This is a genomic window from Rhodococcus sp. CX (assembly GCF_015865005.1).
In the GTDB taxonomy this organism is placed as follows: domain Bacteria; phylum Actinomycetota; class Actinomycetes; order Mycobacteriales; family Mycobacteriaceae; genus Rhodococcus.
Genome location: NZ_JADZGH010000202.1, coordinates 44075 through 57550 on the forward strand (window position 1 = coordinate 44075; position 13476 = coordinate 57550).

The 13476-nt window shown below is 69.6% G+C and carries 13 protein-coding genes and 1 pseudogene; 5 read left to right on the plus strand and 9 right to left on the minus strand.

The features are described 5' to 3' along the window. The 5 genes from I0Q12_RS21930 to I0Q12_RS21950 form a co-directional block, all read right to left on the minus strand. Positions 1-907, minus strand: a 907-nt coding sequence (locus I0Q12_RS21930; RefSeq protein WP_307846410.1) for a hypothetical protein, incomplete at its 3' end; no start/stop codon positions are given. A gap of 11 nt (positions 908-918) precedes the next feature. Continuing rightward, positions 919-2370 carry a GTPase HflX gene (gene hflX, locus I0Q12_RS21935; protein ID WP_197254721.1) on the minus strand — a complete coding sequence of 484 codons (1452 nt, stop codon included), beginning with the start codon at positions 2368-2370 and terminating at the stop codon, positions 919-921. 112 nt (positions 2371-2482) lie between these two features. After that, positions 2483-3349 (minus strand): diaminopimelate epimerase, encoded by an 867-nt coding sequence (gene dapF / locus I0Q12_RS21940; protein WP_197254679.1) that lies wholly within the window; start codon positions 3347-3349, stop codon positions 2483-2485. Between the two features lie 5 nt (positions 3350-3354). Next, positions 3355-4281, minus strand: coding sequence for a tRNA (adenosine(37)-N6)-dimethylallyltransferase MiaA (gene miaA, locus I0Q12_RS21945; RefSeq protein ID WP_197254681.1), 927 nt, complete (start codon positions 4279-4281; stop codon positions 3355-3357). Then, a complete protein-coding gene (locus tag I0Q12_RS21950; protein ID WP_197254689.1) occupies positions 4278-4991 on the minus strand; it encodes a hypothetical protein in 714 nt (237 codons plus the stop codon). The genes miaA and I0Q12_RS21950 overlap by 4 nt, the downstream gene beginning before the upstream one ends. Positions 4992-5142: 151 nt before the next feature. Between I0Q12_RS21950 and I0Q12_RS21955 the strand changes: the two genes are divergently transcribed. Beyond that, the gene (locus I0Q12_RS21955) at positions 5143-6531 is read left to right on the plus strand and encodes a DUF349 domain-containing protein (protein WP_197254691.1); all 1389 of its coding nucleotides are present in this window, start codon (positions 5143-5145) and stop codon (positions 6529-6531) included. Positions 6532-6634: 103 nt separating this feature from the next. On the opposite strand, the gene I0Q12_RS21960 is transcribed toward I0Q12_RS21955, so the two are convergent. Continuing rightward, the gene (locus I0Q12_RS21960) at positions 6635-7240 is read right to left on the minus strand and encodes a hypothetical protein (protein WP_197254693.1); all 606 of its coding nucleotides are present in this window, start codon (positions 7238-7240) and stop codon (positions 6635-6637) included. After that, a pseudogene (gene miaB, locus I0Q12_RS21965) lies at positions 7237-8693 on the minus strand (tRNA (N6-isopentenyl adenosine(37)-C2)-methylthiotransferase MiaB). Before miaB ends, I0Q12_RS21960 begins: the two are co-directional and overlap by 4 nt. Before the next feature lie 274 nt (positions 8694-8967). Here miaB and gluA point away from each other — a divergent pair. The 4 genes from gluA (at position 8968) to I0Q12_RS21985 (ending at position 12261) form a co-directional block, all read left to right on the plus strand. Further along, positions 8968-9696: a glutamate ABC transporter ATP-binding protein GluA gene (gluA, locus tag I0Q12_RS21970; RefSeq protein ID WP_197254722.1), complete on the plus strand. Its 729-nt coding sequence runs from the start codon at positions 8968-8970 to the stop codon at positions 9694-9696. Between the two features lie 32 nt (positions 9697-9728). Continuing rightward, entirely contained in the window at positions 9729-10562 is an 834-nt protein-coding gene (locus I0Q12_RS21975) for a glutamate ABC transporter substrate-binding protein (RefSeq protein WP_197254695.1), read from the plus strand. A gap of 113 nt (positions 10563-10675) precedes the next feature. After that, on the plus strand, positions 10676-11356 hold the full coding sequence (locus I0Q12_RS21980; RefSeq protein WP_197254697.1) for an amino acid ABC transporter permease: 681 nt from the start codon (positions 10676-10678) through the stop codon (positions 11354-11356). Beyond that, the gene (locus tag I0Q12_RS21985; protein ID WP_197254699.1) at positions 11353-12261 is read left to right on the plus strand and encodes an amino acid ABC transporter permease; all 909 of its coding nucleotides are present in this window, start codon (positions 11353-11355) and stop codon (positions 12259-12261) included. Before I0Q12_RS21980 ends, I0Q12_RS21985 begins: the two co-directional genes overlap by 4 nt. A gap of 30 nt (positions 12262-12291) precedes the next feature. On the opposite strand, the gene recX is transcribed toward I0Q12_RS21985, so the two are convergent. Together recX and I0Q12_RS21995 are read right to left on the minus strand one after the other, a co-directional pair. Beyond that, positions 12292-12900: a recombination regulator RecX gene (gene recX / locus I0Q12_RS21990; protein ID WP_197254701.1), complete on the minus strand. Its 609-nt coding sequence runs from the start codon at positions 12898-12900 to the stop codon at positions 12292-12294. Between the two features lie 10 nt (positions 12901-12910). Next, on the minus strand, positions 12911-13476 hold a 566-nt coding region (locus I0Q12_RS21995), incomplete at its 5' end, for a GDSL-type esterase/lipase family protein (protein WP_197254703.1).

Consider the following 13476-nt stretch of genomic DNA (forward strand, 5'->3'; position numbering starts at 1 on the left):
GCCACACCCGGATCTGCGGCAGCGGACCGCCGTTCGACTCGGACGCCGTGAGCAGATCACCGTCCGGGGTGAACGCGACCGCTTCCCCCTGCGGCTCACCGGCGACCGGGATGCGCAGTTGCGGGCCCCCGGCCAGCGCCGCCACGAGGTCACCGTCCGGGGCATGGAACAGATACACGTCGGTGTAGGTGCGCACGGCCGCGACCGTGCCGTCGGCGCTGACCGCACCGCCGGTGATCAGGGTCGACGATCCGCCGGCGAGCGGTCCTCCAGGGGTGTCGGTGGGTCCGAGCCGGAGCACACCGACTTCCTCGAGCGGATTCGGGCCGGGCGACGCGAGATCCGTGAGGGTCTTCCCGTCCGCCGGCCGGTAGACGGTGCTCGCACCGAACAAGGCCTTCGACACGAACAAGGGCACGCCGTCGCGACCGATGAGCAGGGTCTCACCATCGCGGGCGCCGCTCGGGTAGGTCATCCGGTACAGGTCACCGGCACCGGTGGCGGGGTCGAGGGAGATCAGCGCGACGGTCTCCCGGCGTGCTGTGTTGTCGCCGGTGTCGGACAGCCAGAGCCGCCGATCCGGTCCGGCCGCAAGATCTTCCACGTCGTACGGGTCGACCGGTGCAGGGATGCGGCGCACGACCGAGCAGTCGTCACCGAGTTCGACGACCGACTCGTCCGCCCCCGCATCGGGTACCGCGAACAGGCGGCCGTCGAGCATCGCGAGTCCGGAAAGTTCCGCGAGTCCGGCGTCCGACGGGATGCACAACACCCCCTCCTGCACGTCCGCGATCGGCACGTCCTGCGCCTGGGCGCTCGCCGGTGCCGGTGCGGCGAGCACCGCGAGCACGATCGTCCCCGTGAGCGCCGCGAGCAGAACCGTCACCGCGACCGGCGCGGCCCCCACCCCCGTCCGCACTAGGCGGCGTACTCGACCAAGGCCGAGGCCAGTGCCTTCGGTACGCGGGCGTGGACGCGCGTGCCGTCCTCGCCGTGCGCGGATTCGAGGATCTGCCCGTCCGTGTGGATGCGGGCCAGCAGGTCTCCGCGCGTGTACGGCAGCATCACCTGGACCTCGACGTCCGGATCCTCGAGCAGTCCGGCGACCCGGTCGCGCAGCTCGTCGAGACCTTCGCCGGTGCGTGCCGACACGAAGATCGCGTCCGGAAGCAGCCCGCGCAGCTGCATCAGCATCACCGGATCGGCGGCGTCGATCTTGTTGACGACGATCAGTTCCGGCGGCGCGGGCGCATCGGATTCGCGCAGCACCTCGGTGACGACCTCGCGGACCGCCTTGATCTGCTCGGTAGGCATCGGGTCGGATCCGTCGACGACGTGCATCAGCAGATCCGCGTCCGCGACTTCCTCGAGGGTGGAACGGAACGCCTCGACGAGCTGGGTCGGCAGGTGCCGCACGAATCCGACGGTGTCGGTCAGCACGAACTCGCGCCCGTCCGGCAGCGCTGCGCGCCGGGTGGTCGGATCGAGGGTCGCGAACAAGGCGTTCTGCACCAGAACCCCGGAGCCGGTCAGCGCATTGAGCAGGCTCGACTTGCCGGCGTTGGTGTATCCGACGATCGCCACCGACGGAATGCGGTTGCGCAGCCGGCGGGTCCGCTTGGTGTCGCGGGCCGCCTTCATCGCCTTGATCTCGCGGCGCAGCTTCGCCATGCGTTCGCGGATGCGACGGCGATCGGTTTCGATCTTCGTCTCACCGGGGCCGCGCAGACCGACGCCGCCGTTGCTGCCGGCACGGCCACCGGCCTGCCGGGACATCGATTCACCCCAGCCGCGCAGTCGCGGCAGCATGTACTCCATCTGGGCGAGCGAGACCTGCGCCTTGCCTTCCCGGGAGGTGGCGTGCTGGGCGAAGATGTCGAGGATCAGGGCGGTCCGGTCGATGACCTTGACCTTGACGACCTTCTCCAGTGCGGTGAGCTGGGCCGGGGTGAGTTCACCGTCGCAGATGACGGTGTCGGCGCCGGTCGCGAGGACGACCTGCCGCAGCTCGTCGGCCTTGCCGGAGCCGATGTAGGTCGCGGCGTCGGGCTTGTCGCGACGCTGGATGAGGCCCTCGAGAACCTCGGAACCCGCGGTTTCCGCGAGTGCGGCGAGCTCGGCGAGACTCGCCTCGGCCTGGGCGGCGGTTCCGCCGGTCCACACGCCGACGAGCACCACTCGCTCCAGGCGGAGCTGGCGGTACTCGACTTCGGTGATGTCTTCGAGTTCGGTGGACAGACCGGCGACGCGGCGCAGTGCACTGCGATCCTCGAGCTGCATCTCTCCGACCGACGGGTCGTCGGTGGTCCATCCGTCGTATTCGGTGCGGTCCTCGGTCACGGACTCCCCGTTGCGCGGTGTCTTCGTCATACGCTGTGTGTTCGTCATACAAGATCCATGGTCCCACGCCACCGGAGTCCGTGCATTCGAGTTTTTCCCGGCATCGCGGACACGCCGGGATCCGGGGCGGACCCGCCGGATCTCAGGACAGGGCCGCCCACCAGGAATCGGCGATGGTTCCGGTCGCGACCAGCACGGACGGGCCGCGCAGGGACGCGCGCGAGTCCTCGATCCGCACCTCCACAGTGCCGCCGGGGATCCGCACCTGGACGCGGCCGGAGTCGGCGCCGTCGAAGCGCAGCGCGGCCATCGCCGCGGCGACGGTCCCGGTGCCGCACGACCGGGTCTCCCCCACGCCCCGCTCGTGGACGCGCATCTCGACCGCGCCCGAGGTGATGGGGGTGAGGAACTCGATGTTGACGCCGTGCGGGAAGAAGCCCGGATCGTAACCGGGCGCGGACAGGTCGAGCGCGGCCAGGCCGGTGCCCGCCAACTGCGGGTCGACGCATGCCAGGTGCGGATTGCCGACGTCGATGCCCAGACCCTTGTACACGCGGCCCTCGACGGTCGCGGCGGACTCTCCCAGCTCGCGGACGACACCCATGTCGACGGTGACCTCGCCGTCGACCGGGCCGGCCGCATGCACCTGCACGGGCTTGCCCCCGGCCCTGCTGCCGACCACGAAGTCGGTGCGGCTCTCCAGACCCTGGGCGCACAGGTAGTGCGCGAAGACCCGGACGCCGTTGCCGCACATCTCGGCGATCGAACCGTCGCCGTTGCGGTAGTCCATGAACCAGTCGTCGGCGCCGGTACCGTCGGGCAGTTCCGCGAGCACGCCGCGCTCGACGAGCGCCCCGGCCCGAGCGACCCGCAGAATGCCGTCGGCGCCGAGACCGCGGCGACGGTCGCACAGGGCGGCGACCCGCTCCGGCGCGAGGTCCAGCCGGGCGTCCGGATCGGGAAGAATCACGAAATCGTTCTCGGTGCCGTGCCCTTTGCTGAACTCCATGCCGGTCAGCTTATCGAGCCGCTCGTCGCGCCCACGACGCGCAGGGCCGCGGCCGTCAGGTCCGGGTCGGCGCCGTCGAGCCAGTGGACCCGTGGATCGCGGCGGAACCAGGATCGCTGCCGGCGGACGTACCGGCGAGTGCCGATGAAAGTGCGCTCGCGGGCATGCTCGAGGTCGCAGTCGCCGTCGAGGTACTCGAGCACCTGGGCGTAGCCGATGGCATGTTTCGCGGTCACCCCGTCGCGCAGCCCGTGGTCGAGCAGTCCGCGTACCTCGTCGACGAGTCCGCGCTCGAACATCAGGTCGGTGCGCCGCGCGATGCGCTCGTCGAGTTCGGTGGTCTCGCGGTCCACCCCGAGGATCACCGTGCCCCAGCGGGGCTCCCCCCGCTGCGGTTGCGATGCCGCGAACGGCCGGCCGGTCAGCTCGACCACCTCGAGCGCCCGCACCATGCGGCGCCCGTCGGTCGGCAGGATCGTCGCGGCCGCGACCGGGTCGGCCTGCTGCAGCGCGGCGTGCACGGCGGCGAGACCGCCCTCGGCGAGCACCGCCTCCCACTTCGCGCGGACCTGCGGGTCCGTCGCCGGGAACGCCCAGTCGTCGAGCAGGGCCTGCACGTACATCATCGAGCCGCCCACGATGATGGGGACGGCTCCGCGCGCACGGATCGCCTCGATGTCCGCGGTGGCGGCCTCCTGGTAGCGGGCGACGGTGGCGGTGTCGACCACGTCGAGCACGTCGAGCTGGTGGTGCGGAATGCTCCGGCGTTCGGCGACGGTCAGCTTCGCGGTACCGATGTCCATACCCCGGTACTGCTGCATGGCATCGATGTTGACGATCTCGCCGCCGAGCGCGCACGCCAGGTCCAGGCCCAGGTCGGATTTGCCGGTGGCGGTCGGGCCGACGACGGCGACGGGAACGGTCGCGCTCACGGTCGCCACGTCCCGACGTGATAGCCGACCCCGTACGGCGCGCCGCGGTAGACGATCTTCACCGCACTCGGTGCCGTGGTGAACGCACCGGCGAGAACCTGCCAGGCGGCGCGTCCGTCGAGGACGATCCCGGCGCACAGGTCCGGGTCGAGCGCGGCCAGCGCCGACGGATCCCCGGCGGCGAGTGCGGCAGCGAGGTCGGTTTCGACGGCCTCGGCACGCGCGTCGAACGCACCCGGTGCCTTGGCGGTCAGGGTCGCGGCCCCGTCGGCGATCACCAGCAGCCCACGGCGTTTGTCACCCTCGTCCAGCTCGGCCCGCAGCCGCTGCCCGAGCCCGGTGCACTCGTCCCGGCCCGCGTCGACGGGCACGACGTGGACCTCCGCGCGCACACCGGGGGCCGCCCGGCCGCGCAGCCATCCGGCGATCAGCGCGGGCAACGCCAGTTCCGGATCGGCCTCACCGGTCGCGTCGGGGCCGAGGCCCACACGGACGTCGGCGCCGTAGCCGCGGAACGTGCCGGATGCCGTCGCCGCGATCCGTTCGACGGCCCGGCCGGTCCCGACGACGACCCAGTCGGTGCAGTCGCCGATCTCGGAGACAGCGGCGAGCGCGGCGCTGCGCAGCTCGTCGGTCTCGTTCGCGGCAAGGCCGTTCAGCTCGGGCACGAGGAGGGGCGGGGACGGCACGAATACCGCAGCGGTCAGCACACGAGCCACGGTAGTCGACCGGACCGGGCGCCCCGCGAGGGCGCGACCTGTTTCAATAGTGGGCGGACGTCGTCGCGGGTGACCCCGCGGCGGACCTACGGATGAGCCATGCGACCAGGCAGCCGTGCCGCGCGGCAGAGATGAGGACCCGATGACCGACCCCAACGCACAGGACACGAGCGCAACTCGAGAATCCGGTGCCGTGCCGGCACCCGCGGCCCCGAAGCCGGCGCCCACGCCCGGTGCGCCGCGTCCCGGCGCGGAGCACACCCCGAAACCGCATCCGGTGCCCTCGCACGTGCATGCGGCGGCCCCGGCGGTGCCCGCGAGCGACCCGAGTCTGTTCGGCCGGGTGGACGAGGACGGCACCGCATGGGTGGTGACCTCCGCAGGCGAGCGGTGCATCGGTTCGTGGCAGGCCGGTGACGCGGCCGAGGGTCTCGCGCACTTCGGGCGCCGCTTCGACGATCTTGCGACCGAGGTCGCGATCCTCGAGTCCCGGCTCGCGTCGGGTTCCGGCGACGCGAAGAAGACGCGAGCCGCCGCGGAAGCGCTGGCGGAGTCGCTGCCGACCGCCGCGGTGATCGGCGACCTCGACGGGCTGGCCGCGCGTCTTGCGGCGATCGTCGCGGACTCGGAGAAGGCCGCGACGGCCGCCAAGCACGAGAAGGAGCACCAGCGGGCGGAGAACACGGCCCGCAAGGAGGCGCTCGCTGCGGAAGCGGAGAAGATCGGCGCCGAGTCCACCCAGTGGAAGGCCGCCGGCGACCGGTTGCGGGAGATCCTCGAGGAGTGGAAGACCATCCGGGGCGTGGACCGCAAGGTCGACGACGCGCTGTGGCGGCGCTACTCGAAGGCCCGCGAGGCGTTCAACCGCCGCCGCGGTGCGCATTTCGCCGAACTCGACCGTGAACGAGCCGCCGCGAAAGCCCGCAAGGAGGAACTCGTCGCGCGCGCCGAAGCGCTGCAAGATTCCACCGATTGGGGTGCGACCGCCGCGGCGTTCCGGGATCTGCTCACCGAGTGGAAGGCGGCCGGGCGGGCGCCCCGCGAGGCGGACGACCAGCTGTGGAAGCGTTTCAAGGGTGCGCAGGACGTGTTCTTCGCCGCCCGCAACGCCGCGAGCGCCGAGCGGGACGCGGAGTTCGAGGAGAACGCGCGGGCGAAGGAAGCGCTGCTCGCCGCCGCCTCGATCGATCCGTCCGGCGACATCGACGTCGCCCGCGCGCAGCTGCGGGAACTGCAGGACAAGTGGGAGCAGATCGGCAAGGTTCCGCGCGAGCGGATGCACGATCTCGAGTCCCGCCTGCGGGCGATCGAGAAGCGGGTGCACGAGGCCGCCGAGTCCGAATGGCGCCGCACCGACCCCGAAGCCCTGGCTCGCGCCGCGCAGTTCCGGGAGCGGGTGCGTCAGTTCGAGGAGCAGGCCGCGAAGGCGACCGCGGCCGGACGCGCGAAGGACGCGGAGAAGGCACTCGCGCAGGCGCAGCAGTGGCGCGAATGGGCCGACGCGGCCGAGGGTGCCATCGGCGAACGCTGACCGCAGTCACAGACAGAGAAACCCCGCATCACCGGAGACGGTGACGCGGGGTTTTCTGTCCTGATGCCGGAGGCTGTGAGCCGGAGGCCGAAGGGCGGGGTCGTTACGGGTTGTCGTCGGTGCCGAACAGTCCCTTGCGTTCCTCCTCGGCCCTGCGCTCCTCCTCGGCGGCGGCCCGGCGAAGCTCCGCTTCCGCCGCGAGCTGCAGCGAGGTGCGCGCCCACACGACCCGCGTCCAGTGGAAGGTCAGCAGCATGACCGCGAACCATCCGAGGACGAGGCCGATGCCCGGCCCGGAGGCCGTCGACTCGACGGGCAGCGTCTGCCGGGTCCAGATCGACAGCATGCCGAAGACGATGGAGACGGCGGATCCGGCCAGGGCCAGCCACGCGAGCACCCACTTGCGGGTGAGCAACGCCAGGATCGAGCACACCCCGCCGAAGACCAATGCCAGCCACACGAAGATGCGTGACGGCAGCGCGATGTCCTCGGCGACGGCGTCCTGCCCGAACGACAGGATCTCCCAGCCGTTGGCGGCTCCGGCGTGCGGCAGGCTGAAGGAGCCGAGCAGGAGCAGAACGCCGACGGCGACGACGACCGCCCGCGCGCCGGGATCGATCTCGCTCGCGATCTTGCGTTCGGCCTGTTCGAGGTCCCCGAGGACCTCGTCCATCGGGTCGTCCGCGCCGTCGTCGTGTGCGGCGCTCATGCGTCACATCCCATCTGTGTCGGAAGGGGTTCGGGAACCCCGATCTTCGGCAGTCCCAGTCCCACGCCGATCGGCGGGGTCTTGGGCATACGTCCTTGTTCGAAGTGGTCACCCGCCCGGGTGCGGCGGTGCGTCAGGATCGGGGTGTCGGCGACCAGGTGGTGCGGGGCCGCATCGCTGACGACGATCGTGACGATGTCGCCGGGACGCACCGCACCGTCGATGTTCCCCTCGGGCGGAAGTGCACCAACCGGCCGTCGCGGGCGCGGCCGCTCATGCGGGCGGTCTCGGCGTCCTTGCGGCCTTCCCCGGCGGCCACCAGCAACTCGACCTCGGTGCCGACGAGCTTGCGGTTCTCCTCGAGGGTGATCCGTTCCTGCAGCGCGATCAGCCGTTCGTAGCGTTCCTGCACGACCGCCTTGGGAAGCTGGCCGTCCATCTCCGCGGCCGGGGTACCCGGACGCTTCGAGTACTGGAAGGTGAAGGCACTGGTGAAACGGGCCTTTTCCACCACGTCGAGGGTTTCCTGGAAGTCCTCTTCGGTTTCGCCCGGGAATCCGACGATGATGTCGGTGGTGATCGCCGCGTGCGGCATCGCGGCGCGCACCCGTTCGATGATCCCGAGGAACTTCTCCTTGCGGTACGAGCGCCGCATCGCGCGCAGGATGCGGTCGCTGCCGGACTGCAGCGGCATGTGCAGCTGGGGGCACACGTTGGGAGTCTGCGCCATGGCGTCGATCACGTCGTCGGTGAACTCCGCCGGATGGGGCGACGTGAACCGGACGCGCTCGAGACCCTCGATCTGCCCGCACGCGCGCAGCAGCGAAGCGAAGGCGCCGCGGTCGCGGGGCTGGTCCGGATCGGCGAAGGAGCGGCCGTACGAGTTCACGTTCTGGCCGAGCAGCGTCACCTCGAGCACGCCCTCGTCGACGAGTGCCTGGACCTCGGCCAGGATGTCGCCGGGCCGCCGGTCGACCTCCTTGCCGCGCAGCGACGGCACGATGCAGAAGGTGCACGTGTTGTTGCAGCCGACGGAGATCGATACCCACCCGGCGTAGGCGGACTCGCGCTTGGCCGGCAGGGTCGACGGGAACGCATCGAGCGACTCGAGGATCTCCACTTCGGCCTTGCGGTTGTGCCGCGCGCGGTCGAGCAGCGCCGGCAGGTTGCCGATGTTGTGGGTGCCGAACACCACATCGACCCAGGGCGCCTTCTTCACGACGATGTCGCGGTCCTTCTGGGCGAGGCAGCCGCCGACCGCGATCTGCATGTTCGGGTTCTCGTCCTTGACCGGACGCAGATGGCTCAGGTTGCCGTACAGCTTGTTGTCGGCGTTCTCCCGCACCGCACAGGTGTTGAAGACGACCAGGTCGGGCGAGCCGCCCGGGGCGACCTTCGCGAAGCCCGCCTCCTCCAGCAGACCGGACAGTCGCTCCGAATCGTGCACGTTCATCTGGCAGCCGTACGTGCGAACTTCGTACGTTCGGGCGCCGGCCGGGGAGTCGGAGATGGTTTCATCGTCGATCAATGACACGTCTCAGGGTAGCTCAGGCCCAGAACCGCGCCGTATCTGCCCTGGTCGGGCCGCAGCCCGCACCCGTGTCGCAAAAGTTCCGTTTCCTGCCGCGCGTCGTGCCTCAAAATCCGGTCCTGCGTGCCTGCCACCGCATAGGGTCCTGGACATGGCACCAGAGGCTGTCGATATGGAGAAGACCTCCACGCCGTCGATGATCTCGATGGCGAACGTGAACAAATATTTCGGGTCCCTGCACGTGCTGCAGAACATCGATCTGGAGATCCCGCGCGGCCAGGTGGTGATCGTGCTGGGGCCGTCGGGTTCCGGCAAGTCCACCCTGTGCCGCACCATCAACCGGCTCGAACCGATCGATTCCGGGCGGATCGAGGTCGACGGCAAGGTCCTGCCCGCGGAGGGCAAGGCACTCGCCGCCCTGCGTGCCGACGTGGGCATGGTGTTCCAGTCGTTCAACCTGTTCGCCCACAAGACGATCCTCGACAACGTCATGCTCGCGCCGCTGAAGGTCCGCAAGAAGAAGAAGGACGAGGCGAAGAAGGATGCGCTCGCGCTGCTCGAGCGGGTCGGTATCGCCAATCAGGCCGAGAAGTATCCGGCCCAGCTGTCCGGCGGCCAGCAGCAGCGCGTCGCCATCGCCCGCGCCCTGGCGATGAACCCCAAGGTGATGCTGTTCGACGAGCCCACCTCCGCGCTGGACCCCGAGATGGTCCAGGAGGTGCTCGACGTGATGACCTCCCTCGCGAAGGAGGGCATGACGATGCTCGTCGTCACCCACGAGATGGGTTTCGCCCGCAAGGCCGGCGACCGCGTGCTGTTCATGGCGGACGGGCAGATCGTCGAGGACACCGACCCGAACACCTTCTTCACCGCCCCGAAGTCCGATCGCGCGAAGGACTTCCTCGGCAAGATCCTCAGCCACTGACCCGTCAGCCCCGATCACTGGAGGTAGTCCGAATGAAACTGTCCCGCACCGTCCGCCTGGGCCTCGGCGCGCTCGCCGTTGCGCTCGCCGCCACCGCGTGTGGTGGCGAGGAGCAGCGCAGCGCCCTCGAGTCCGCCCAGGCCGGGAATCTCACGATCGGTATCAAGTTCGACCAGCCGGGGCTCGGACTGCGCAACCCGGACGGCACCTTCAGCGGTTTCGACGTGGAGGTCGCCAAGTACGTCGCCGGTCAGCTCGGTGTCTCGGAGGAGAACATCACGTTCAAGGAGGCACCGTCCGCGCAGCGCGAGACGCTCATCCAGAACGGTGAGGTCGACTACATCGTCGCGACGTACTCGATCACCGATGCTCGCAAGGAGAAGGTCGACTTCGCCGGGCCGTACATGGTCACAGGGCAGTCGCTGCTCGTGCGGGCGGACAACACGGACATCACCGGACCCGAATCGCTCAACGGCGGCAAGAAGCTGTGCTCGGTTGCGGGCTCGACCCCGGCGCAGAACGTGAAGGACAAGTACGCGCAGGACGTGCAGCTGCAGGAATTCGACACGTACTCGGCCTGCGTCGAGGCGCTGCGCAACGGCGCGGTCGATGCGCTGACCACCGATGCGATCATCCTCGCCGGCTACGCGGCGCAGTCCCCGGGTGAGTTCAAGGTGGTCGGTGAACCGTTCACCACCGAGAACTACGGGATCGGTCTCGCCAAGGGCGACGAGGAGTCGCGGGCCCGCATCAACGACGCGATCCAGTCGATGCTCGATTCCGGAGCGTGGGAGGCTGCGTTCCAGTCCACGGTCGGCGCCTCCGGCCTTCCGGTTCCGGAGCAGCCGACCATCGATCGTTACTGATCCGGTCGCGGCCGGACGATCACAGCCCGTTCGGGGCGGATCGTCCGGCCCGCGTCGCAGCTCGGGTGCGAGCTCGTCGCACAGTCTCGTCCATCGAATCCTGGAGTCCACCAGTGGATCTGTTGAACAAGTACGGCAGTCAACTGCTCGAGGCGTTCTGGACCACGATCCAGCTCACCGTTCTGTCCGCGATCGCCGCCCTGATTCTCGGCACGATTCTCGCCGCGATGCGGGTCTCCCCCATCCCGGTCGCGCGGGCGGTCGGAGCCGCGTACGTGACGATCTTCCGCAACACGCCGCTGACGCTGATCATCCTGTTCTGCCTGTTCGGCCTCTCGCAGACCCTGGGTGTCGCGCTCGCACCGACCGATTCACCGACCTTCTTGGTGGACAACAACTTCCGGCTCGCAGTTCTCGGCCTCAGCGTCTACACGGCGGCATTCGTCTGTGAATCACTGCGGTCCGGCATCAACACCGTCCACGTCGGGCAGTCGGAGGCGGGCCGCTCGCTGGGCCTGACGTTCGCGCAGAATCTGCGGCTGATCGTCCTGCCCCAGGCGTTCCGCGCCGTCATCGCTCCGCTCGGCAGTGTGCTGATCGCCCTGACGAAGAACTCGACGATCGCCTCCGTGATCGGTGTGGCCGAGGCCTCGCTCCTGATGAAGTCGATGATCGAGACCGAAGCCGCGATCTTCCTCGTCGGTGGGATCTTCGCGCTCGGCTTCGTGATTCTCACCCTTCCCATGGGCCTGCTGTTCGGCTGGCTCGGAAAGCGTTACGAGGTGGCCCGATGAGCGCCCGCGCAACCGTCCTCTACGACGCGCCCGGCCCGCGGGCCCGCGCGACCTACCACGCGATCTCCGCGCTCGTCGTCGTCCTGCTCGTCGCTGCCGGGTACGTGGTGTACCGCGCCCTGGACAGCAAGGGGCAGCTGACCGCGGCCAAATGGGATCCGTTCCTCGAGTCGACGTCGTGGACGACCTATCTGCTGCCCGGTATCCGCGGCACCCTGATCGCCGCCGCGCTCTCCATCGTGTTCGCGCTGATTCTCGGGTTCGTGCTCGGCATCGGCCGGTTGTCCGATCATCACTCGGTGCGCCTCGTGAGCGGCACCATCGTCGAACTGTTCCGGGCGGTGCCGGTGCTGATCCTGATGATCTTCCTGTACCAGATCTTCGCCGAATACCGGGTGTTCAAATCGTCCTATCTCGCGCTCGCCGCGGTGGTCACGGGCCTGACCCTGTACAACGGCTCGGTGATCGCGGAGCTGGTGCGCGCCGGCATCCGGTCCCTGCCACGCGGGCAGACCGAGGCGGCGAGCGCCCTGGGTATGCGAAAGAACCAGGTCATGCGCCTGATCCTGCTGCCGCAGGCCGTCACGGTGATGCTGCCGGCGATCATCTCGCAGATGGTGGTGGCACTGAAGGATTCGGCGCTCGGCTATCTGATCGGTTACGTCGAAGTGGTGCGGTCCGGTCAGCAGCTCGGCGCGGCCTTCGGCAACTATCTGCCGTCGCTGCTGGTGGTCGCCGCGATCATGATCGTGCTGAACAGTTCGCTGACGGTACTGGCCACCCGGGTCGAGAAGCAGCTGCGGGCCGGTCGCCGCAAGAAGGGCGCCGTGACACCCGAAGAGCCGCAAACCATCCCGGTGATGGCGGTTCCCGGCATGGACATCACCGGCGAGCAGAAACCGTGACGCGACCCGCGCGGCGGTGACCGGACCGCGTCAGACGTCCGCGAGACCGTCGGTGCCGGAGCCGAACTCGGCGAGTTCACTGCGCACCACGTCGAACGCCATACCCTGGGAATAGCCTCGTCGCGCCAGCATGCCGACCAGCCGGCGCACGAGTTTGTCCCGCTCGGCGGCGATCTCGCGTCGATCACCCTCGGTCGGCAGCGGCGGCTGCGTGCGCAGCTTCTTGCGTACGAGCTCGACGGCGCGCTCGCGTTCGTCGTCGCTGTCGATCTGGTCCAGCGCCTCCGCGGCATCCTGATGCCCGATTCCTTTGCGCCGCAGTTCGAGTGCGATCGCGCGTTTGCCCTTGCCGGCGTACAGGTGCCGGGACCGGACCCACTGCTGCGCGAAGTCCGCGTCGTCGACCAGGCCCACCGCGGCGAGCCGGTCCAGGGTGCGCTCGGCGATCTCGGCCGTGAACCCCTTCTCCGCGAGCTTCGTGGCCAGTTCGGCACGGCTGCGTGCCCGGTCCGTCAGCAGGCGCAGGCACACGTCCTTGGCCTGCGCCTCCGTGCCTCCTCCGGGTTCCGGGCGCGGACGTCGACGGCGCCGCCCGGATGAGGGGGCCGAGTGCGGGTCCGGAGTCGTGGGATCGTCCATGTCCGGCACGTTAGCGGGCCCCACCGACAGCGGCGGCCGAGCGGATCCACGTGATCCACGCCCCCTGTACGACGTCGGCGAGGTCGCGGTATCCCTGCGCGGACGGGTGCGCGCCGTCCCCCGCAGCCGCTTCCCGTATCCACGCGGTGTCGCCGTGAAGGTGCTCGAAGACCGGGCAGTACGGCACGTTCCGCTCGGCACACACCTCGGCGAACAGCCCGTCGAGGCGCCGGGTGCGTGCATTCTGCTGCTCGTCGGCAACCGGTGGCGGACCGACGACGAACACCGGCCAGCCACACGCGCGGGCGTCGTCGAGGATCGCGGTGAGGTTGGTCACCGAATCCGCGGGCGGCACCCGCGTCGAATCCTCTTGCTGCGCCGGGTCGTCCAGCAACGTCGTGTCGTTGACACCGAACGAGAGGACGAGGCGATTGTCGCACCCGTCCGGGAAGCGACGGCGGGCCTCGTCGAGCCAGCGGGCCCGGACATCGGCGGTCGTGTCGCGGCGGACCCCGAGGTTGTAGACGGTGACATCGACGTCGCCGAGCGCCGGCCGGGTGACATCGACGTCGCCGA